Consider the following 20829-nt stretch of genomic DNA (forward strand, 5'->3'; position numbering starts at 1 on the left):
TCCTGGTGATGGCAGAACTAGACAGCTCCATCAAGCCAGGAGGCCTCGTCACGTCACAAGACCCGAAGTGTCACCAACGTCATGGCCGGGTACAGCTAGTCGCGCAGTCCGTCGTCGATCCGGGTCAGCACCGCGAGGGTCGTGGCGACGCCCGCGTGGTCCGTCCCGAGTGCGCGTCGGAGCTGCTCGGCCCAGCGCGCGTGCAGCACGGCGATGCTCTCCGTCGCCCGTGCGGTCGAGAAGAGCTGTACGAGCCGGGCGTCGTCGGGGTCCGGACGGCGGTCGACCATGTCCTTCGCCACCAGCGCGCGGAGTGCGGCGCTGAGGTTGCTCCGCTGCAGCCCGGTGGCCTCGGCCGTGGCACTCGGCGAGGTGCCCTGGTGGCGGTCGATCCACCGCATCACGAGCGCTTCGGTACCGGTCAGCGGGACGATGTCGAGCGCGTGCGACGCACTCGGGTCGACCTCGCGCGAGATGCGCAGGACGACGTCGGCCAGTTCGGCCAGGTCGTCGTCGGTCGGGGCGGGATCCATGCGCCGACTGTACCGCTGGTCGAGAATGGGTTATGGTTTCATAACCATGACGATCAACACCGGCTCGAACCGCGCGGACCTCGCGGCGCCCACGACACGACCGCAGGGCATCACCACCGCACTGCTGCTCGCCCTCGGCCTGCTCAGCGCGGTGGCACCCTTCGCCACCGACCTGTACCTGCCGGCCTTCCCGGAGATGACCACCGAGCTGCAGACGTCGGCCACGACCGTCCAGCTGACCCTCACCGCGTTCCTGGTCGGGGTGACCGCGGGGCAGCTCGTCTTCGGTCCGTTGTCCGACCGCTTCGGCCGCGTGCCCCCGCTGATCGCCGGCGCCGCACTGTGCGTGCTCGCCAGTGTCGTCGCCGTGCTGGCGCCGAACGTCACCGTGCTGATCGTCGCCCGGCTGCTGCAGGGCCTGGGCGGCGCGGCCGGCATGGTCATCGGGCGCGCGGTGATCTCCGACCTGGCGACCGGCAAGCCCGCGGCCCGCGCGTTCTCGCTCATGATGATCGTCAGCGGGGTCGCCCCGGTCGTCGCGCCGCTGCTCGGCGGGCTGCTCACCGGCCCGATCGGGTGGCGTGGACTGCTGACCATCGTGCTCGGGCTGGCGGTCCTCATGCTGGTGACGGTGCTCGCCGTCATCCGCGAGACCCACCTGCGGTCGCACCGGGACGCCCAGCGTGCGGCACGCTCCGCGTCGTCGTCACCGCTGGCGGCCCTGCGCTCGCGGACGTTCCTCGGCTACACCGCGGTGTTCGGGTTCGCCTTCGCCGTGATGATGGCGTACATCTCGGCGTCGCCGTTCCTGTACCAGGACATGCTCGGCCTGGGCACCGTCGGCTACGGGCTGGCGTTCGGGCTCAACGCGCTGGCACTGATGGGCGTGAGTGTGCTGTCGGCCAAGCTCACCGAACGTCGCTCGGTGACCGGGGTGCTGTCGCTCGGCATCGTGCTGGTGCTGGCGTCGACCGTGGCGTTCGCGCTGCTGGTCGTCACCGCGGCGCCGGTGTTCCTGCTCGCCGTGCCGCTGTTCACCGCGGTCGGCAGCCTCGGCCTGGTGCTCGGGAACGCGACGGCCCTGGCGCTCGGGGCCGTGCCGTCGGCGGCGGGCAGTGCCTCGGCGGTGCTCGGCGCGCTGCAGTTCGGACTCGCGGCGCTGGTGTCACCGCTCGTGAGCATCGGCGGGTCGAGCACGGCCGCGCCCCTGGCGATCGTGATGGTCGCCGCCGCGGTCGTCGCCGTGGTCGCGCTGCTCGTGGCCCGGGATCGGCGGGCAGCCCGCGCCGAGTGACTCGGCGTCGCGCCCGCGCCCGCGCCGGCCCTGCGTCGCGCCCGCACCCGCGCCGGCGCCGGCCCTCGTCCGCGCCCGCGCCGGCCCGGCGTCGCCGAGTCTCGGCCCCGCGGACAGAATCGCGGCGCAGAGCGGCGCAAAGTGTCCGCCGGGGCGAGACTCGGCGCGGCACGGTGTGGCCCGGCAGCACCGCGGCGGCGCGTCAGCGGGCGACGGGCTTCGCGGGGCGCAGGTACGGCAGCCGCGGCATGAGCAGGTCGACCCAGAGCACCCGGGCGGCCGGGGCCACGGCGAGCGCCCACGCCACCGAGGCCAGCGCGTCCGTGGGGAAGTGCACGGCGTCGATCGTCACCGCGAAGAACACGACGACGACCGCGACCGCGCCGAGCGTCACGGCCAGGGTGTGCCACCGCGTGTCGCGCAGCACCCAGCAGATCGCGATCGTGAAGGCCACCATGAAGACGGTGTGGCCGCTCGGGTAGCCCGGGTCCGGCTGCACGGCGAACGGGTGCGACAGCACGGACACGTCGGGGCGAGCGCGGTGGACCAGCTCCTTCACGATGTCCGACGGCACCCAGGTGATCGCGACGACCCCGGCGAAGGCCGCGGCCGGACGGACGTTCCGCTGCACCACCCAGATCACCGCGGTGACGATCACGGTGACGACGATCGCGGGCGCCGGGCTGATCGCGTGGTAGACCCCGTCGGTGAACGCGCCGAGGGCTCCGGTGTGCAGGGCGTTGAGCGCGCGGGCCAGCCCGAGGTCGACGGTGCCCAGGAAGAAGCCGATGACCGTGAGCACGACGACCGCTCCGATGCCGATCGTCAGCGTCGCGAGCGGGTACGGCGAGCGGACCAGGATGCCGTTCGCGTCGGGCTCGCGGCGGCGTGGGCGCAGCGGCGGCGCATCGTCGATCATCCGTCCATGGTCGCAGCACCCGGCGATCAGCGGGCACGCAGCGGTCACCGAGTCGATCCGAATGCGCTCAGCCGCGCTCCGTCGCTCAGCCGCGGTCAGCGGGGGACGACTACACCGGAAGGTGTCCACCACGAGAGGAACCGCATGCCCACCGTCGCCGAGAACATCGTCGCCACCCTCCGCCTGAACGACGTCCAGCGGGTCTACGGCCTGCCCGGGGACTCCCTCAACGGCTTCACCGACGCGTTGCGCAAGGACGGCACGATCCGGTGGGAGCACGTCCGGCACGAAGAGGCGGCCGCGTTCGCCGCGTCGGCCGAAGCCGAGCTCACCGGCGACCTGGCGGTGTGTGCCGGCAGCTGCGGCCCGGGGAACCTGCACTTGATCAACGGGCTGTACGACGCCAACCGCTCCCGCGTGCCGGTGCTGGCCATCGCGGCACACATCCCCACGGCGGAGATCGGCTCCGGGTACTTCCAGGAGACCCACCCGCAGGAACTGTTCCGCGAGTGCTCGGTGTACGTGGAGTACGTCGCCGACCCGTCGCAGATGCCCCGCCTGCTCGAGATCGCGATGCGCGAGGCGATCGAGAAGCGCGGCGTCGCCGTCCTCGTGATCCCCGGGGACGTGCTGCTCGCCGAGGCGAAGGACACCAGGACCACCCGCATCGAGCGCACCACGCCGCGCATCCTCCCGTCCGACGCCGAGCTGCAGCGCACCGCGGACCTGCTCAACGGCGCGGACAAGATCACGATCCTGGCCGGCGCGGGTGTCGCCGGCGCGCACGACGAGGTCGTCGCCCTGGCCGAGCGGCTGCAGGCGCCGATCGTGCACGCACTGCGCGGCAAGGAGCACATCGAGTACGACAACCCGTACGACGTCGGCATGACCGGGCTGCTCGGCTTCGCGTCCGGCTACCGCGCGATGGAGGACGCCGACGTGGTGCTCATGCTGGGCACCGACTTCCCGTACCAGCAGTTCTTCCCGGCGAAGGCGAAGCACGTGCAGGTGGACGTGCGCGGCTCGCAGCTCGGGCGCCGGCACCCGGTGGACATCGGACTGGTCGGCACCGTGAAGGACACCGCGCTCGCGCTCATCCCCCTGCTGGACGGAGCGAAGCCGGCCCACCACCTGCAGGACGCCCGCAAGCACTACACGAAGACCCGCGAGAAGCTCGACGACCTGGCCGTTCCCGCTGGCAAGCACAAGCCGCTGCACCCGCAGTACGTCACCCGGGTGCTCGACCGGCTGGCCGCCGACGACGCCGTGTTCATCCCCGACGTGGGCTCGCCGGTCGTCTGGGCATCGCGGTACCTGACGCTGAACGGCAAGCGACGGCTGATCGGCTCGTTCGTGCACGGCACGATGGCGAACGCCGTGCCGCAGGCGATCGGCGCGCAAGCGGCGTTCCCGGACCGTCAGGTCATCGCGATGGCCGGTGACGGCGGCCTGACGATGCTGCTCGGCGAGCTCATCACGATCGTGCAGAACAAGCTGCCGGTGAAGATCGTCGTGTTCGACAACTCGTCCCTCAACTTCGTCGAGCTCGAGATGAAGGCCGCGGGCTTCGTCACGTACGGCACCGAGCTGCAGAACCCCGACTTCGCCAAGGTCGCCGAGGCGATCGGCATCAAGGGCTTCCGCGTGGACGAGTCGGACGACTTCGAGTCGGCCATGGCCGCGGCGCTCGCCCACGACGGCCCCGCGCTGGTGTCCGTCAAGGCCGACCGCCAAGAGCTGTCGATGCCGCCGGCGGTCACGTTGGAGCAGGCCAAGGGCTTCACGCTCTACGCCATCCGCACGGTGCTCAGCGGCCGCGGTGACGAGCTGCTGGACCTGGCCTCGACCAACTTCCGGCAGTTCATCTGACCGGACCCGACGACGGACGGGAGGCTCCCACCGGGTCCGGTAGGAGCCTCCTGTCCGTCACGGATCACCACCCGAGCGGTTCGCCGTCCTCCAGGAACACGCCGGTCGGGCCCTGCGGGCCCTCCGACGCGGCGGCCACGACGGTGGCGGCGCTGACCCCGACCGGGCGCCCGTGCGCGTTCGGCACGCCGCCGAGCTCGGTCGCGGTGTAGCCGGGCTCGAGCACCACGAAGTGCACCTCGGGCACGGCGCGGGCGTACTGCGACGTGAGCATCGACACGGCGGCCTTGCTCGCGCCGTAGACGATCGCGTTCACGGTCGACGCCGGCTTGGCGGGGTCGTGGGTCGCGGCGAACGAGCCGAGCGCGCTGCCGATGTTCACGACGATCGGGTTCGCCGAGCGGCGCAGCACCGGCAGCGCGGCCTCGGTGGTCCGGACGATGCCGACGGCGTTCGTGTCGAACACGGCGAGCGCGTCGGGGCCGTTCAGCCCGAGCATCGCGATGCCGGCGTTGTTGACCAGGACGTCGAGTCCGCCCTGGGCGTCGAGGTGCGCGAACGCGGCGGCGACCGAGGCGTCGTCCGTCACGTCGAGCTGCACCGCGTGGGCGCCGATCTCCTCGGCGACCGCGGTGCCGGCCTGCAGGTCGCGGACGCCGATCCAGACGGTGTGCCCGGCGGCGACGAGCTGGCGGGCGGTTTCCTTGCCGAGGCCACGGGAGGCGCCGGTCACGAGTGTCGTTGTCATGGCGGCAGCATGCGCCTGACCGATCGCGCGCAGGCAGTCGCCCGGTTGTCGTAGGACTCGCCGGGCCTGGCCCGCACGAGGCCCGCGCGGCAGACTGTCGCCATGGACCACTCCGAGTTCGGCACGACGCTGCGACGGCTGCGCGACCACGTCGCCCCGTCGGCGGTGGGGGTGCCGATCGGTCCCCGTCGCCGCGCGACCGGGCTGCGGCGCGAGGAGCTGGCCGGACTGGCCGGGATCTCGGCGGACTACCTGACCCGGCTCGAGCAGGGCCGGGCGACGTCACCGTCCGCCCAGGTGGTCGAGGCACTTGTCCGCGCGCTCCGGGTGTCCGACGCCGAGCGTGAGCTGCTCTACGCGCTCGCCGGGCACGCCACTCCCGGCGCGGACGTCGTGCCGACGCGGATCCCGCCGAGCGTGCAGCGCCTGCTCGACCGCCTGGCGGACACTCCCGTCGCGGTGCTCGACGCGGCGGGGAACCTGCTCGTGGCGAACCTGCCGTACGACGCGCTGATGGGGCCGGTCGGTGCGCTCCGCGGGCACGAGCGGAACACGGCGTGGCGGCACCTGGTCGGGCCCGGCAGCCGCGCCCTGCACACCCCCGCCGAGCAGGCCGCGTTCGAGGAGAACGTCGTCGCCGGGCTCCGAGCGACCGCGGCTCGCTACCCGCTGGACCGGCAGCTGCAGCAGCTCGTGCGGGACCTGCGCGCCGCCAGCCCGCGGTTCGTGGCGCTGTGGGAGTCCGCTGCAGCGCCGGCGGTCGAGCACTCCTCGCGGCAGAAGACGATCCTGCACCCCACCGTCGGGCCGATCCGGATCGACTGCGACACGCTCGTGGTGGGGCCCGAGGACCTGCGGATCATGGCCTACACCGCCGAACCGGGCACGCCGGACGCCGAGCGGTTGGCGCTCGCGATCGTGCTGGGGACGCAGGAGCTGGTCGACGAGCGGGTCGGTCACTGACGCGCTGGTCCGGTCGTCGGCCCCGCTGATGCCCGCGGGTTCGCACCCCCACGCGAACATCGCGCCCCGTCAGGACGGGGCGCGATGTCGTCGCGGGGGTGCGACCCAGGGAATCCGGTCGGGCTCGTGACTCAGAACGCGGGCGTGCCGCCGGCGATCGTGATGGTCGAGCCGGACTGGTAGCTCGACTCCGGGCTGACCAGGTGCACGTAGGCGGCGCCGAGTTCGGCGGGCTGCCCCGGCCGCCCGAACGGCGACTGCTCCCCGAAGTGCGAGACCGTCTCGGCGTCGTCGGACCCGGGCTGCAGCGGCGTCCACACCGGACCGGGTGCCACGGAGTTCACGCGGATGCCCTTCGGCGCGAGCTGCTGGGCGACGGCCTCGGTGAAGAGCTTGATCGCGCCCTTGGACACGGCGTAGTCGATCTTGTCGGGCGACGGCGTCGACGCCTGGATCGAGCCCGTCGTGACGATCGTCGACCCCGGCTCCAGGTGCGGCACCGCGGCCTTCGTCAGCCAGAACAGCGAGTAGATGTTCGTCTTGAACGTCGAGTCGAACATCGCCGTGTCGAGCGTCAGGATGTCGTCGTTGCTCTCCATGCGCCCGGCGACCATGACCAGGGTGTCGAGGCCACCGAGCTCGTCGACGGCCTTCTGCACCAGGTCCGTGCAGTACTGCTCGTCGGAGATGTCCCCGGGGACCAGCACGGCACGACGCCCTTCGGACTCCAGCAGGTCGCGGACCTGCTCGGCGTCCTCCTGTTCGTCCGGCAGGTACGACAGCACCAGGTCGGCGCCCTCGCGCGACATGGCGATCGCGGCGGCGCGGCCGATGCCCGAGTCGGCGCCCGTGACGATGCCACGGTAGCCCGTCAGCCGTTCCTTGCCGACGTAGCTCTCCTCGCCGTGGTCGGGCTCGGGGTCCATCTTCCAGGCGGCACCCGGCAGCGACTGCTCCTGCTTCGGGTACGGCGGTGCGGGGTAGAGGGCGTTCGGGTCGCGCTTGTCGTACTGGCTCATGGTTCCACGGTCCTCGGCCCCGCACGGACGCACACCCAGGTCCGGCCGCGAGCGGTCGGACACGGACCCGCGCTCGGTCCGGTCGCGGCCCGAGCTCAGTCCGTGGTCTCGCCCCGTGCGATGACCTGCCCGGCGAGCGGCGCGTACGCGACCCAGTGTCCACCATCGGAGCCGTCGTCCTCGGTCCCGTCGTCCGAGCCGCCCTCGTCGTCGTCAGCATCGCCGTCCCGCGTGCCGAGCAGCTTGCGGGTGAGCGCCGAGCGCGCGGTCAACAACGACTCGAGCGCATCCGCCAGGTCCTGGTCCTCGGGCTCGGCTCCACGCAACGCCGCCCCCAGGACACTCCGACGCATCAGCTCCTTGGCGAACGAGCCGGTGGTGTCCTCGGCCCGTTCGGCGGCGTCGGCGATCGCCTGGTCGGAGAAGGGCAGCGACCCCGCGTAGCGCCGGAACAGCCGCGTGCGCTCGGGGAGCGCGGGGAGCGGGACCTCGACGGCCAGGTCGACGCGTCCGGGCCGGTCAGCGAGCGCGCGTTCGAGCACCGACACCCGGTTGGTCGTCATCACGAAGGCCACGTCGGCGTCTCCGTCCAGGCCGTCCAACGCGTCGAGCACCTCGAACAGCAGCGGCTGCGGCGAGGCGGTCCGCTCCATCGCGACGAGGTCGATGTCCTCGAGCACGACGACGGACGGTTGGAACGTGCGGGCGATCTCGGCGGCAGCACCGATCGCCGCGATGCTCGATCCGGTCAGCAGGACGGCGGTCACGGTCGGTGTCCGGGTCAGCAGGTGCCGGATGGTCAGGGTCTTGCCCGTGCCGGGAGGCCCGTAGAGCAGGACCCCGCGCTTCAGGTGCTGCCCGGCGGCGAGCAGCGCCGCACGCTGTTCACCGATGCCGACCACGTGCGCCACGACCTCGTCGAGCAACCCGTCGGGCAGGACGACGTCGTCGGCGCTGACGTCCGGGCGCCGCAGGAACGTGGCGCCCGCGTCCGCGCCGTACTCGGAGCGCGTGAACGACAGCACCTGTCCGCGCAGCACGCTGTGCTCGATCATCAGGGCACGCAGCCGGACGAGGAACGCCGACGCACGGTCCTGGTCGGCGGAGAGCACGTCGAGCGTCGCGCTCGCCCGCCCGTACTCGGGCTTCGCCGCGCGCTGCAGGACGGCGATCGGTGTGCCGTCGATCGTCAGCAGCCACAGCCCGAACGACACGACGCGGCGTGTGGTGTCCGGTCCGGTCGCCCTCGCCGCGTAGCTGACCGGGCCGATCGACCACCGCGAGTGTGCGTGTGCGATGAACTCGCTCAGCGAGCTGTGGAACCGGCCGTCGTCCCCGGCGATGCCGACCAGGGACGCAGCATCGCCGCCGCTGAGGACCTCGAGCGCGATGTCGGCGTCCACCAGTCGGTGGTCAGCGATCTCTTCGGTGACGACGGGGACGGTCTGCGGGTCGACGCCCAGGTGGTCGCGGATCCGTTCGCCGATCGGGGTGAGCTCGGTCCGCTCTTCGCGGCCTGCCAGCTCGTTCGCGTGCTCGAGGTAGCGCCTGAGCGCGAGCATCATGGTCCGGTCGTCGTCATCCAGCACGACCGCATCCTGGCAGCACCGGGCGGCGCTCGCCATGAACGCGACCACAGGAAGGACGGGAGGCCCGTGGCGGGTCCGCCACGGGCCTCCGGTTCGTCAGTGGGTCAGATGCCTGCGGTCGACCGGATCCAGGACGCGGACTGCGCGAGCAGGGCGTAGTTCGAGCCGGCCGTGGTGTTCGCGCCCGGGTCGGCGCTGTCGCCCGTCGAGCACACGCCGACGACCTTGCCGTTCACCAGCAGCGGCCCACCCGAGTCGCCGTGGTTCGACGCGCCGCTGATGCCCGTCACGTGCTGCGCGGTGCCGCTGTAGGCATCGGTGCTGGCACCCGTCAGGGACACCGAGGCCTGGTACAGCCCGGTCGACTGCTGGGCGTTGGCGCGCAGGCCGTAGCCCTCGATCGTGCCGGTACCGCTCGACTTGGCGGTCGCGCCGAGGTCGAGGGACGCGTAGGACGACAGCGCGTACGTGCTGCGCAGGTGCACGAGCGCGATGTCCCCGGTCGGGGCTGCGCTGACGCGGTCGACGGCGACCGGGGTCCCGCGGTTCGCCGTGGAGTTGGAGTGGTAGACGTTCATCGCACCGATGCCGTCGATGCAGTGGCGAGCGGTGAGCACCCACGAGGCGTTGATCTGCTCGCCCGTGCAGTTGCTGACGTAGCCGGCGGGGATCGATCCGCCCGACGCCTCGAGCTGGACGGCCCACGCGGTTGCGGGCGCGGTCGAACCGCCGACGATCTGCGGGCTCGAGGTCAGCGCCGAGGCCGGCGCGGCGGCCGCCAGGCTCCCCGCGACGACGACGACCGCGGCGAACGCGGTGGCGATGGACTTCTTCATGACGACTCCTCTGTCGGTGGAAGGACCTGCCCAGTTGCGCTGTGCAACTGGGCACCATCCTCGTCCCCTGTTCGAGGGTGGCACCAGTCCGCTTTTCGACGGAGCCATGTTGTCAACCGCATCCGCTGCAAACCGGCAGCGCATCCGCTCCGAATCTCCTGAGACACACAGGGACGTCGGACGACGACCCACCAACCACGAAAGGTCTCGTCATGACCGCACACGCAGCAACCGGCCGCACCGGCTACGGCTCGACCTGGACCCAGAAGGGTTCCCTGGTCTTCGGGGTCGTCTTCCTGATCGTCGGCATCGCCGGGTTCGTCCCCGGCCTGACGATGGACATGGGCACGATGTCGGCCGCCGGCAACGGGTCGATGGCGCACCTGCTGGGCCTGTTCCAGGTCTCCGTCCTGCACAACATCGTCCACCTGCTGTTCGGCATCGTCGGGCTCATCGCAGCCCGGTCCGCCGCGGGCGCGCGCCTGTACCTGCTGGTCGGCGGCATCGTCTACGCCGTGCTGTTCGTGTACGGCCTGTTCACGGCGAACATGACCAGCGCCGCGAACTTCGTGCCGCTCAACAGCGCCGACAACGTGCTGCACGCGGTCCTGGCGGTCGCGATGATCGTGCTCGGCGTGGTCCTGCCGCGCGTCGGAGCCCGCCGGGCCTGACCCGCACGGCCTCCCCGCACGGCTCCACCCGCACAACCGGAAGCACCTCGCGCCACGGATCGTCGTGGTGCGGGGTGCTTCTCGTTGTGCGAGCGCGCCGGACCGCGGCTACGCGAGCTCGGCGTCGAGCACCAGGGAACGCACCTGCGCGGCGGCCCCGAGCGCGACCGCGTCGGACCCGAGCAGCGCCGGCTCGACACGGATCGTCGCACCGGAGACGGGCGGTTCGGCAGCGATCGCGTCGGCGATGGCCGGCCCGAGCAGGTCCCACGACCGAGCGACCCCACCCCCGACGACGACCGTCGTCACGTCGAGGATCCCGGCGGTCAGCAGGATGCCACGGGCGATCCCCCACCCAGCGGCGTGGAACACCGACGCGGCGTCCGCATCCCCCGATCGGGCGGCATCGGCGATCGCGTGCACCGGCAACCGGGTGCCGGTCAGCGTCGCGAAGCGGTCCGCCATCCCCCGGGCGGCCGCGATCGTCTCGAGGTGACCGTGCTGCCCGCACGTGCACAGCGCGTCGCCGAACCCGGGCACGTGGCCGATCTCGCCCGCAGCGCCACGGGGTCCGGCGAACAGCGCGCCGTCGAGCACGAGGGCACCGCCGACCCCGGTTCCCAGGGTCATCCCGAGCACGTCGCGCTCGCCAACGACTGCGCCGGCCGCGACCTCGCCGAGCAGGAACGCGTTCACGTCGTTGTCGAGCGTCGCGGGCACGCCGAGCGCCTGGGTCACCGCCTCGGTCACGCCGTACCCGGCCCACCCGGTGAACGAGTTGCCGGTCACCAGGACGGTCCCCGTGGCCGCGTCGACCACGCCGGCCGCGCCGATCCCGACACCCGCCAACACGGCCCGGTGCGTGTCGAGCAGACCGCTCACCGCTCCGAGCGCACTCGTCACGATCGCCGCGCCACCCGCGTGCGCCGGCGTCGGCAGGTCGATCCGGTCGACCACCTCGAGCGCCGGGGTCGCGAGCACCACCTTCGTGTTCGTCCCGCCCACGTCGATGCCGGCGAGCACGCGCATCACGAGCTCACCGCGGCGAGGGTCGCCAGCCGCTCCGTCCGACGCTGCCGTTGCAGCACCGGGTCGGGAACGGGCACGGCGGCCAGCAGACGTCGGGTGTAGTCGGTGGTCGGGTGCAGCAGCGTGGTGCCGGTCGTGCCCTGCTCCTCGATCACGCCGCGGCGCATCACCACGACGCGCTCGGCGAAGTGCTGCACGACGGCCAGGTCGTGCGAGACGAACAAGCACGCGAAGCCGAAGTCGGCCTGCAGCTCGGTGAGGACCTCGAGCACCGCCTCTTGCACGCTGACGTCGAGCGCCGACGTGGGTTCGTCGGCGACGAGCAGCCGCGGCTCGAGCACGAGCGCCCGGGCCAGGCTGACCCGCTGCCGTTGCCCACCGGACAGCTCGCGCGGTGCCCGGTTCGCCAGCGCCCGGGGCAGCCGGACGGCGTCGAGCACCTCGTCCACGCGCCCGCGACGCTCGGACGCGGACATCCCGCGACGGTGCACGGCGAGTGGTTCGGCGATGCACTCCCCCACCGACATCCGGGCGTCGAGCGAGGCGACGGGGTCCTGCAGCACGACACCGATCCCCGAGCGCAGCGCCCGTCGATCGCGCCGCGGAGCCCGACGCAGGTCCTGCCCGAACAGGCTGACCGTGCCGGACGTCGGCGCGATGAGCCCCAGGGCCACCCGCGCTGCCGTGGACTTGCCCGAGCCGGACTCGCCGACCAGGCCGACCGTCTCGCCCGCGTGCACGGCGATGTCGATGCCCTGCAGCGCGTGGACGGCGCGCGCCCCGCGCCCGAAGGTCACCGAGACGTCCCGCAGGTCGACCGCCGGAGCCGGGTCGGGCCTCCCGTCCGACGGTCCCGAAGCCGAAGCCGACACCGACGCGGAAGCGGACGCGGACACTGCCGGGGCCGCCGCCCGCTCGCGCAGCGCGATCGTCTCGGGGGTGTCCAGCCGCGGCACCGCGGCGAGCAGCCGCTTCGTGTACGCGTGCTCGGGACGGAGCAGGACGTCCTCGACGGATCCGGTCTCGACGATCTCGCCCTGCAGCATCACCGCGACCCGGTCGGCGAAGTCGGCCACGACACCCATGTTGTGTGTGACGAGCAGCACACCGGTGCCGCTGTCCACGGCGAGCGCGCGCAGCAGCTCGAGGATCTCGGCCTGCACCGTGACGTCGAGCGCGGTCGTCGGCTCGTCCGCGATCAGCAGCTTCGGCGCGTTCGCGATCGCCATCGCGATGACGACACGCTGTCGCTGCCCGCCGGAGAGCTGGAACGGGAAGGCCTTCGCACGCTCGGACGGGTCCGGGATGCCGACCTTGCGGAGCAGTTCGACGGCCTCGGCGGATGCTTCGGACGCCGACGCCTGCCGGTGGTTCCGGATCACCTCGGCGATCTGCGCTCCCACGCGGGTGAGGGGGTCGAGCGCCGTCGCCGGTTCCTGGAACACCATGGACACGGTGCTGCCGCGCAGTCCGCGCAGCGCGGGTTCGGCGGCACCGATGACCTGGTGTCCGGCGATCTCGGCGCTGCCGGTCGCGGTCGCGTTGCCGGAGAGCAGCCCCATCGCGGCGAGCGCGACGGTGGACTTGCCCGAGCCGGACTCGCCGACCAGCGCCAGGGTCTCCCCCGGAGCGACGGTCAGCGAGACCCCGCGCACGGCGTCGACCGGTCCCGACTCGGTGGTGAACGTGACCCCCAGGTCGGTCATCTGCAGGATGTCGGTCATCCTCGTCCCCTCACGTCGAAGGCGTCCCGCAGCCCGTCGCCCACGGCGTTGAACGCGCAGACGACCAGGATCACGGCCAGGCCCGGTGGCACGATCAGCCACCACCGTCCCGAGTACGCGGCGGTGAGTCCCGCCGACAACATCCCGCCCCAGTCCGTCGCGGGCGGCTGCACCCCGAGGCCCAGGTAGGACACGTAGGCGACGAGCAGGATCGCGTCGGCGACCTGGAACGTCGCGGCGACCACGATCGTCGACACCGAGTTCGGCAGCAGGTGCTTGCCGATCGCCCGGGCGTGCGAGCCGCCGATCGCGCGGAGCGTCAGCACGTAGTCGCGGTTCTTGAGCGTCAGGGTCTCGGCGCGGATCAGGCGCGAGGGCACCAGCCACGACACCAGGCCGAGGATCACGATCAGCCCGGCGACGCCCGGCGTGGTGATCGCCGAGATGACGAGCAGGATGAACAGCGCGGGGATCGCGATGCCCGCGTCGACGATGCGCATCATGACGGCGTCGACCCAGCCGCCGACGTACCCGGCGACGGAACCCCAGAGCGTGCCGACGACGGTGGCCAGCACCCCGGCGGCGATGCCCACCATGAGCGAGACCTTGCCGCCGTACATCAGGCGACCGAGCACGTCGTGGCCGACGGCGTCGGTGCCGAGCCAGTGGGCGGCGCCCGGGCCGAGGTTGGCCTGGGACAGCTGGGTGTGGGTCTGGTCGGTCGGGTACAGGAACGGCCCGACGAAGCAGAACAGCACGATGACGACGATGACGGCCAGGCCGATCACGGCGAGCGTGTTGTGCGAGAACCGGCGGGCGGCCAGGCGGAACCCGGTCGCGGCGACCGAGACGGGGGCGCCGGGGGCTTCCGGTGCGATCTGCACGGTGGTCATGCGCGGTCCGCCTTCACTGTGCGGTAGCGGTACGTGTCGATGAGGGCTGCGTCGGTCATGCGCGGTCCGCCTTCACTCGGGGATCGATCAAGGACTGTGCGACGTCGGCCAGCAGGGTGCCGATCACCGTCGCGATCGAGATGACGAGCACGCAGCCGAGCAGCGTCGGGTAGTCCGAGGTCTGGGCCGCGTTCCAGAACAGCAGCCCCATGCCCGGGTAGTTGAACAGCTGCTCGGTGACCAGCGCGCCGCCGAACAGCACGGGCAGGTAGTAGCCGAGCATCGCGACGACCGGGGTCAGGGAGTTCCGGAACACGTGCCGCCGCAGGATGGTCGCGGTCGAGGCGCCGCCGGCACGGGCGGTGCGCACGTAGTCCTCCTGCAGGTTCTCGAGCGTCGAGGCCCGCATGTACCGACTGAACACGGCGATCATCGCGAGCGCTCCGGTCAGCACGGGCAGCACGAGTCCGGCGGGGTCCTGGAACACCTCGGCCAGGGTGGTGCCGCTCGGCGCCTGCGAGGGCAGCCACGGCAGCTGCTGCGTGAAGACGACGATCAGGACCAGGCCGAGGAAGAACGCCGGCGTCGAGTAGAAGACGAACGCCAGCGCCGTGACCGTGTAGTCCACAGCACCGTTGCGGCGGGCCGCCTGCCACATGCCGACCGGGATCGCGATGACCAGGCCGAGCACCGCGGACAGGCCGGTGAGCACCAGGGTCTTCGGCAGGCGCTCGCGGATGAGCTGCGCCACCGGTTCGTTGAGCGTGTACGAGGTGCCGAGGTCGCCGCTGAGCAGCCGGCCGAGGAACCGCAGGTACTGGATCGGCAGCGCCTGGTCGAGGCCCTGCGCCTGGTTGAACGCGGCGATCTGCGCGGGCGTCGCGGAGACGCCGAGGACACCGCGGGCGGGACCGCCCGGCAGCGCGTGCAGCAGGCAGAACACCACGATCGTGACGATGAACACCACGGCGAGCGCCTGGAGCACCCGCCGGGTCAGGTAGAGGACTGTGGTCATGCGGCTTCCGTTGGTCGGTTCTTGCGTGAGCCGGCTGGGAGGCGCGGTGCGGGTAGGACCCGCACCGCGCCTCCAGGCCGTGGTCGCGTCAGCGGCCTACTTGCTCCACTTCCACTGGGCCGGGTGGAAGTTGGCCAGCGAGTCCTGGTCGAACCCGGTCAGGCCCTGCTTGACGACGGAGATCTGGTAGTCCGGGCTGGGCAGCCAGATCACCGGCAGGTCCTTGGCGACGGCGGCGCTGTAGTCCTGCACCGCTGCGGCGTCGGTCGAGGTGGTCGTCGCGTTGATGAGCGCGTCGACCTGCTTGTTCGAGTAGCTGCCGAAGTTGGCCGAACCACCGGTCTGGAACAGCGACTCACCCGTCGGGTAGGCCGGGAAGTACCAGCTGCCCGCGGTGCCGAAGAACGACAGGTCCCAGTCACAGCTCGCCTGGTCCGAGGTGCAGGTCGGGGTCTGCGACAGCACGCTCGACACCGGCGCGGTCTTGATCGTGAAGCCGATGCCGGTCTTCTGCAGCGACGACTGGATCGCGCTCATCATGTTGTCGGTGACGGTCGAGCCGGACTGCGACAGGACCGACATCGTGAACTTCGTGCCCGCTGCCACGCCCTCGCCGCACTGGCTGTCGCCGGAGCCGGCGTCGGTGCAGACCATCGTGCCGCCCTTGGCCGTCCAGCCGTGGCTGGTCAGCAGGGCCTTGGCCTTCGAGGTGCTGAACGGGTAGGGGTTGTCCTTCTGCGTGCTGGACACGTAGTCGGACTCCTGCGCCTGCGGGATCGGACCGTAGGTCGAGGTGGCGGTGCCGTTGAACACGACCTTCGACAGCGAGGCCTGGTCGATCGACATCTGCACGGCCTGGCGGGCGTACAGCTGCTTGAACACGGCACCCATGGTCGGGTTGTTGAAGTTGTACGGCATGTACGTGATCGCCCACCCGGTCCACGGCTTGACGTCGTAGCCCTTCGACGTGAAGGAGTCCTTCTGGTCGAGGTCGGTCGCGTTGATGTAGCCGTAGTCGACCGCGCCCGAACGGACCGCGTTGGTCTCGGCGTCGGTGGTCGTGTAGGGCAGCAGGTTCACCGTCGTGATCGAGGGCTTCTCGCCACCGTCGTACTGCTTGTTGGCGGTGAGCTGCACCTTGCCGGCGGTGCTGAACGAGGTCACGCCGTACGGACCCGAGATGGTCTTCCACAGGTCGTCGGTGGCGTAGTCCGAGATCTTGCCCGCGGCGGTGTTGAGGTACTTCCACACGGCCTTCGCGCCGGCGGTGGTCTCGTCGGCGTCCGTCACCTTCGCGCTCGCGCTCGTCTTGTCCCAGGCGTGCTGCGGCAGCGGGATGATGTGGCTCAGCTGGTTCGCGAGCATCCAGTCGGCGTTGTACGCCTTGTCGAACGTGATGGTGAAGTGCGTGTCGTCGACGGCCTTGAACGACGTCCAGTTGTCCGGCGCCTTGCCCTCGGAGTACGACCCCCACTGGTCCTTGTTCGCCTTGATCAGGTTGAACCAGAACTCGACGTCACGGCTGGTGATGGGCTTGCCGTCCGACCAGTGCCGGTCGCCGAGCGTCATGGTGACGCTCGTGCCGTCGCTGGCGAAGTCGGCCGCCGTGGCGACGGAGCCCGCCTTGTTCCACGCGATCTTGCCCGTCGAGCCGTCGTACGCCACCAGGGGCTCGTACAGCGACTGCGCGATCGAGCCGTTGTTCGTGTTGAGGTGTGCGGCGGTGCCGATGGGCAGGATCCAGTTCGGCGTGAAGTTCGCCGGCAACGCGTAGTTGATCTCGTCGGACTTCGTGCTCGAGGTGGCGGAACCGCCTCCGGAGCATCCGGCGAGCAGGGCGCTCACCGCGAGCGCTGCTCCGGTGAGCAGGGCCCAGCGACGGGGCTTCATCATTTGGACTCCTTGTGCGGGGACGTCGGGATGCGCACAGTCAATGGCCAAAGTCGTTGGAAAAACAAACATTCGCGTGTAAATAGTCTGTTTCTGCCGATCCGACGAAAGCCCAGACCGCCGTTCCGCCCATAGAGTTCCCACCAGACGGCCGGGTCCGGCCGTGCTTCGTGCATGATTGGAGAAAGTCGTGGCCGATCTCAGTTCCCGGGTGCTGGAGCTCATCGCCTCGGGTCAGGCGTCCAGCCGGACCGAGATCGCACAGCTGCTCGGCGCGGCCCCGTCGACGGTGTCGCACGTGGTCGGGCAGCTGCTCGAGCACGGCATCCTGGCCGAAGAGGGCACCGACGTCTCCACCGGTGGTCGCCCCCGCAAGGTGCTGCGGATCGGCGGCGCGGACGAGTACGCGGTCGCCGCCGACGTCGGTGGCGGGCACGCGCGGGTCGGCATCGTCCTGCCAGGAGGCTCGCTCGAGTCCGTCGCGAACGTCCCGTTCGCGCTGTCCGACGGTCCCGACGCCGGGCTCACGCGCCTGGCGACGCTGTTCGCGTCGCTGGTCGAGTCGCGCGGCAGTGCCGGGCTGCGCGGCATCGGTCTGAGCCTGCCCGGCCCGGTCGACGTCGAGGCCGGCGTGGTCGACCTGCCGAGCCGGATGCCCGGGTGGAACGGCTTCCCCGTGGCGGCGTGGCTGACCGAGCGGTTCGGGGTGCCCGCGGCCGTCGACAACGACGCGAACTGCATGGCCGCGGGCGAGCAGACCGTGCAGGACCCGCGCCGACGCCAGGCGATCACGGTGAAGGCCGGATCGGCGATCGGTGCCGGCATCGTCATCGACGGCCGGCTGTACCGCGGCTCGACCGGCGCCGCAGGCGACATCACCCACGTCCGCATCGACGCGGCCGGCGACACCCCGTGCTCGTGCGGCAACACCGGGTGCCTGGAGACCGTGGCGTCCGGAGCGGCGCTCGTGCGGATCCTGTCCGCCGCGGGAGCGCCGGTGACCTCGACCGCCGACGTCGTCCGGCTCGTCTCGGACGCCGACCCCGAGGCCACCCGCGCGGTCCGCCTGGCCGGGCGCTACCTGGGCGAGGTCCTGGCCGCCAACGTGAACTTCTTCAACCCGGACGCCGTCTACCTCGGCGGCATCCTCTCCACCCTCGACCCGTTCGTCGCGGCCGTGCGGAGCCAGCTCTACGAGAGCTGCCACCCGCTCATGACCGAACACCTCGCCATCGAGCGCGCCTCGCTCGGCGCGGACGCGGGTCTCGTCGGTGCCGGACAGTTCGCCCTGCAGCGTGGGCTGGCCGCCTCGTTGCACGAGCTCTCCGCACCGATCCCCCAGTCGACCACCAGGAACAGGAGCGCCCGTGTCTGACACGACCACCACCACCCGTCCGGTCATCGCCATCGCCGGGCTGGCCATCGAGACGTCGACCTTCACCCCGACCAGGACCCACGCCGCCGCGTTCCACCCGGACCGCGGCGACGAGGTCGTGACGCGGTACCCGTTCCTGGCCGACCTGAACGCGGACTTCCACGGCGCGCTCATCGGGCACGCGCTGCCCGGTGGCATCGTCGACCGCGCGTCGTACGAGGAACTGGCGTCCGAGATCGTCGAGCGCCTGCAGGCCATCGTGTCCGCGAACTCCGTGGACGGCCTCTGGTACGACATCCACGGTGCGATGGTGGTCGAGGGGCTCGACGACGCCGAGACCGACCTGCTCGGACGGATCCGCGCGGTGATCGGCCCCGACGTCATCGTGTCGGCGTCGATGGACCTGCACGGCAACGTCACGGCCGAGCTCGCGCACCAGGTCGACCTGGTCACCTGCTACCGGATGGCCCCGCACGAGGACGCGATGGACACCAAGGAACGCGCCGTCCGCAACCTGGTCGACGTGCTCACCACCCGGCCGGTCGGGTCGCAGCGCCCGGTCAAGGCCTGGGTCCCGATCCCGGTGCTGCTGCCCGGCGAGCAGACCTCGACGCGCATCGAACCCGCCGCGTCGCTCTACGCCCAGGTGCCGGTCGTCGAGCAGACGGACGGCGTGCTCGACGCTGCGATCTGGGTCGGGTACGCGTGGGCCGACCAGCCGCGCGACCGTGCGGTCACCGTGGTGACCGGATGGGACCGCGACGCCGTTGCCGCGGGCGCCGAACGCCTGGCACGTGCGTTCTGGGACGTGCGCCAGGACTTCGTGTTCGTGGCGCCGACGGGCTCGTTCGACGAGTGCCTGGCTGCCGCACTGGCACCGGACGCCGCACGGCCGTACTTCGTCTCCGACTCGGGCGACAACCCGACGGCCGGCGGCTCGGGCGACATGACCTGGGGGCTCACGCAGGTCCTGGCGCGACCCGAGTTCGCCGACCCCACCGGCCCGGTCGTCATCTACGCGAGCGTGCCGGGACCAGCCGCGGTGGCCACGGCCGTCCAGGCCGGTGTCGGGGCGACCGTCACCGTGACCGCCGGCGCCGCGGTGGACGACCTCCACGCCGGGCCGATCACCATGACCGGCCGCGTCCACGCGATCAAGCACGGGGACCGCGACGCCGAGACCGAGGTCGTCCTGCAGGTCGGCAGCGTCTTCGCGATCCTCACGACGCTCCGGAAGCCCTACCACCACGAGCACGACTTCACCGACCTCGACCTGGTGCCGCGCGAGGCCGACATCGTCATCGTGAAGATCGGCTACCTCGAGCCCGAGCTGTTCGCGATGGCCGCCGACTGGATGCTCGCGTTGACGCCGGGTGGTGTCGACCAGGACCTCGAGCGGCTCGGGCACCACCGCATCGTGCGGCCGATGTTCCCCTACGATCGGGAGCTCCCGTCGGCCCCGGACCTGGGTGCCCGGATCATCCCGCCGTCCAACGAACCCCTCGGAGTCGTCGCGTGACCACAGCCCTGTCCGTCCCGGTCCCGGTCTCGGCCGCACTCGAGATCGCCGTGACCTCACCGACTGGTGCGCTCGTCGCCCGGGACGGCGGGGCCGACCGGGTCGAGCTGTGCGTCGGGCTGGAACTCGGCGGCCTCACCCCGTCGCAGGCGCTGGTCGAGGCCGTGCACGAGACCGGGATCCCCGCGCACGCGCTCGTCCGCAGCCGGCCGGGCGGCTTCGTGTACGACGGAGACGAACTCGACCTGATGGAGCGCGAGGTCCGGGCCGTGCTGCGGTCCGGTGCCGCCGGTGTCGTGGTCGGGGCCCTGCGCCCGGACCACACGCTCGACGTCGATGCACTCCGACGGTTCGTGGACGCTGCCCGTTCGGTGCGAGCCTCGGTCGAGGTCACCCTGCACCGCGCGGTCGACCACGCCACCGACCCCGTCGTCGCCGTCGCACTGCTCGCCGACCTCGGGTTCACCCGGGTGCTGACGTCCGGTGGAGCACCGACGGCCTCGGCTGGCGCTGCGACGATCGCCCGCATGGTCGATGCCGCCGGCCCCGTGCAGGTGATGGCCGGCGCCGGGGTCACCCCACACGACGTCCCGGCCCTGCTGCGCACGGGAGTGGCAGCCGTGCACCTGTCGGCGAAGCGCTCGGCCGGCAGCGCGCACGACGGGGTCCCGATGGGCACGGGTGACGACGGCTCAGCGCACTTCGTCACCGACGCCGCGGTCGTCGCCGCGGCGCGGGCCGCACTCGACGCCTGACGGCGACGCGGCCGCGTGGCCGCCGTGCGTCGAACGCGTCGCACCCCCTGGCGGACGTCGCGCCCGGGTGCACCAGGGCGCAACGTGCGTGGCGGGGTGCGGAGCCCACCGGTACCGCCCGCCGGACAGGAGGTTCGGTGCGCGTCGGCACCGCGCCTCCCGCCCGTCAGCCCCGCCGGCCCCGCCGG

The 20829-nt window shown here is 71.7% G+C and carries 18 protein-coding genes; 7 read left to right on the forward strand and 11 right to left on the reverse strand.

The features are described 5' to 3' along the window. Nucleotides 1-95 precede the first annotated feature (95 nt). Entirely contained in the window at nucleotides 96-533 is a 438-nt protein-coding gene (locus tag ACLBWP_RS14035; protein WP_243564264.1) for a MarR family winged helix-turn-helix transcriptional regulator, read from the reverse strand. Nucleotides 534-579: 46 nt separating this feature from the next. Here ACLBWP_RS14035 and ACLBWP_RS14040 point away from each other — a divergent pair, with 46 nt between their 5' ends. Beyond that, complete coding sequence (locus tag ACLBWP_RS14040; protein WP_447655639.1) at nucleotides 580-1827, forward strand: multidrug effflux MFS transporter; 1248 nt, start codon at nucleotides 580-582, stop codon at nucleotides 1825-1827. Between the two features lie 202 nt (nucleotides 1828-2029). On the opposite strand, the gene ACLBWP_RS14045 is transcribed toward ACLBWP_RS14040, so the two are convergent. Beyond that, a complete protein-coding gene (locus ACLBWP_RS14045) occupies nucleotides 2030-2746 on the reverse strand; it encodes a phosphatase PAP2 family protein (protein WP_447655640.1) in 717 nt (238 codons plus the stop codon). A 144-nt stretch (nucleotides 2747-2890) separates the two neighbouring features. On the opposite strand from ACLBWP_RS14045, the gene poxB reads away from it, so the two are divergent. Then, nucleotides 2891-4615 carry a ubiquinone-dependent pyruvate dehydrogenase gene (poxB, locus tag ACLBWP_RS14050; RefSeq protein WP_447655641.1) on the forward strand — a complete coding sequence of 575 codons (1725 nt, stop codon included), beginning with the start codon at nucleotides 2891-2893 and terminating at the stop codon, nucleotides 4613-4615. Nucleotides 4616-4679: 64 nt separating this feature from the next. Here the strand turns inward: poxB and ACLBWP_RS14055 are convergent, their stop codons facing one another. Beyond that, complete coding sequence (locus tag ACLBWP_RS14055) at nucleotides 4680-5363, reverse strand: SDR family NAD(P)-dependent oxidoreductase (protein WP_447655642.1); 684 nt, start codon at nucleotides 5361-5363, stop codon at nucleotides 4680-4682. A gap of 102 nt (nucleotides 5364-5465) precedes the next feature. Here ACLBWP_RS14055 and ACLBWP_RS14060 point away from each other — a divergent pair, with 102 nt between their 5' ends. Next, the gene (locus ACLBWP_RS14060; protein ID WP_447655643.1) at nucleotides 5466-6326 is read left to right on the forward strand and encodes a helix-turn-helix transcriptional regulator; all 861 of its coding nucleotides are present in this window, start codon (nucleotides 5466-5468) and stop codon (nucleotides 6324-6326) included. Nucleotides 6327-6457: 131 nt separating this feature from the next. On the opposite strand, the gene ACLBWP_RS14065 is transcribed toward ACLBWP_RS14060, so the two are convergent. The 3 genes from ACLBWP_RS14065 to ACLBWP_RS14075 form a co-directional block, all read right to left on the reverse strand. After that, entirely contained in the window at nucleotides 6458-7345 is an 888-nt protein-coding gene (locus ACLBWP_RS14065) for an SDR family oxidoreductase (RefSeq protein WP_447655644.1), read from the reverse strand. 95 nt (nucleotides 7346-7440) lie between these two features. Continuing rightward, entirely contained in the window at nucleotides 7441-8934 is a 1494-nt protein-coding gene (locus ACLBWP_RS14070) for an AAA family ATPase (RefSeq protein ID WP_447655645.1), read from the reverse strand. Between the two features lie 104 nt (nucleotides 8935-9038). Beyond that, a complete protein-coding gene (locus tag ACLBWP_RS14075) occupies nucleotides 9039-9770 on the reverse strand; it encodes a S1 family peptidase (protein ID WP_447655646.1) in 732 nt (243 codons plus the stop codon). A gap of 212 nt (nucleotides 9771-9982) precedes the next feature. Between ACLBWP_RS14075 and ACLBWP_RS14080 the strand changes: the two genes are divergently transcribed. Next, nucleotides 9983-10441, forward strand: a complete 459-nt coding sequence (locus ACLBWP_RS14080) for a DUF4383 domain-containing protein (protein WP_447655647.1) — start codon at nucleotides 9983-9985, stop codon at nucleotides 10439-10441. Between the two features lie 108 nt (nucleotides 10442-10549). Here ACLBWP_RS14080 and ACLBWP_RS14085 read toward each other — a convergent pair whose 3' ends face one another. The 5 genes from ACLBWP_RS14085 to ACLBWP_RS14105 form a co-directional block, all read right to left on the reverse strand. Beyond that, on the reverse strand, nucleotides 10550-11470 hold the full coding sequence (locus ACLBWP_RS14085; RefSeq protein ID WP_447655648.1) for an ROK family protein: 921 nt from the start codon (nucleotides 11468-11470) through the stop codon (nucleotides 10550-10552). Continuing rightward, nucleotides 11470-13194, reverse strand: coding sequence for a dipeptide ABC transporter ATP-binding protein (locus ACLBWP_RS14090; RefSeq protein WP_447655649.1), 1725 nt, complete (start codon nucleotides 13192-13194; stop codon nucleotides 11470-11472). Before ACLBWP_RS14090 ends, ACLBWP_RS14085 begins: the two co-directional genes overlap by 1 nt. Next, on the reverse strand, nucleotides 13191-14087 hold the full coding sequence (locus ACLBWP_RS14095) for an ABC transporter permease (RefSeq protein ID WP_447655650.1): 897 nt from the start codon (nucleotides 14085-14087) through the stop codon (nucleotides 13191-13193). The genes ACLBWP_RS14090 and ACLBWP_RS14095 overlap by 4 nt, the downstream gene beginning before the upstream one ends. 55 nt (nucleotides 14088-14142) lie before the next feature. After that, the gene (locus ACLBWP_RS14100) at nucleotides 14143-15102 is read right to left on the reverse strand and encodes an ABC transporter permease (RefSeq protein WP_447655651.1); all 960 of its coding nucleotides are present in this window, start codon (nucleotides 15100-15102) and stop codon (nucleotides 14143-14145) included. A 96-nt stretch (nucleotides 15103-15198) separates the two neighbouring features. Then, the gene (locus ACLBWP_RS14105; protein WP_447655652.1) at nucleotides 15199-16995 is read right to left on the reverse strand and encodes a peptide ABC transporter substrate-binding protein; all 1797 of its coding nucleotides are present in this window, start codon (nucleotides 16993-16995) and stop codon (nucleotides 15199-15201) included. Between the two features lie 187 nt (nucleotides 16996-17182). Here ACLBWP_RS14105 and ACLBWP_RS14110 point away from each other — a divergent pair, with 187 nt between their 5' ends. Genes ACLBWP_RS14110 through ACLBWP_RS14120 form a run of 3 tightly spaced genes read left to right on the forward strand, consistent with a single transcriptional unit; the run spans nucleotide 17183 to nucleotide 20641 of the window. Beyond that, nucleotides 17183-18367, forward strand: a complete 1185-nt coding sequence (locus ACLBWP_RS14110; RefSeq protein ID WP_447655653.1) for an ROK family protein — start codon at nucleotides 17183-17185, stop codon at nucleotides 18365-18367. Next, nucleotides 18360-19886: a M81 family metallopeptidase gene (locus tag ACLBWP_RS14115; protein WP_447655654.1), complete on the forward strand. Its 1527-nt coding sequence runs from the start codon at nucleotides 18360-18362 to the stop codon at nucleotides 19884-19886. The genes ACLBWP_RS14110 and ACLBWP_RS14115 overlap by 8 nt, the downstream gene beginning before the upstream one ends. Next, nucleotides 19883-20641, forward strand: coding sequence for a copper homeostasis protein CutC (locus ACLBWP_RS14120; protein ID WP_447655655.1), 759 nt, complete (start codon nucleotides 19883-19885; stop codon nucleotides 20639-20641). The genes ACLBWP_RS14115 and ACLBWP_RS14120 overlap by 4 nt, the downstream gene beginning before the upstream one ends. Nucleotides 20642-20829 lie beyond the last annotated feature (188 nt).

Source organism: Microbacterium sp. M1A1_1b (genome assembly GCF_053345565.1).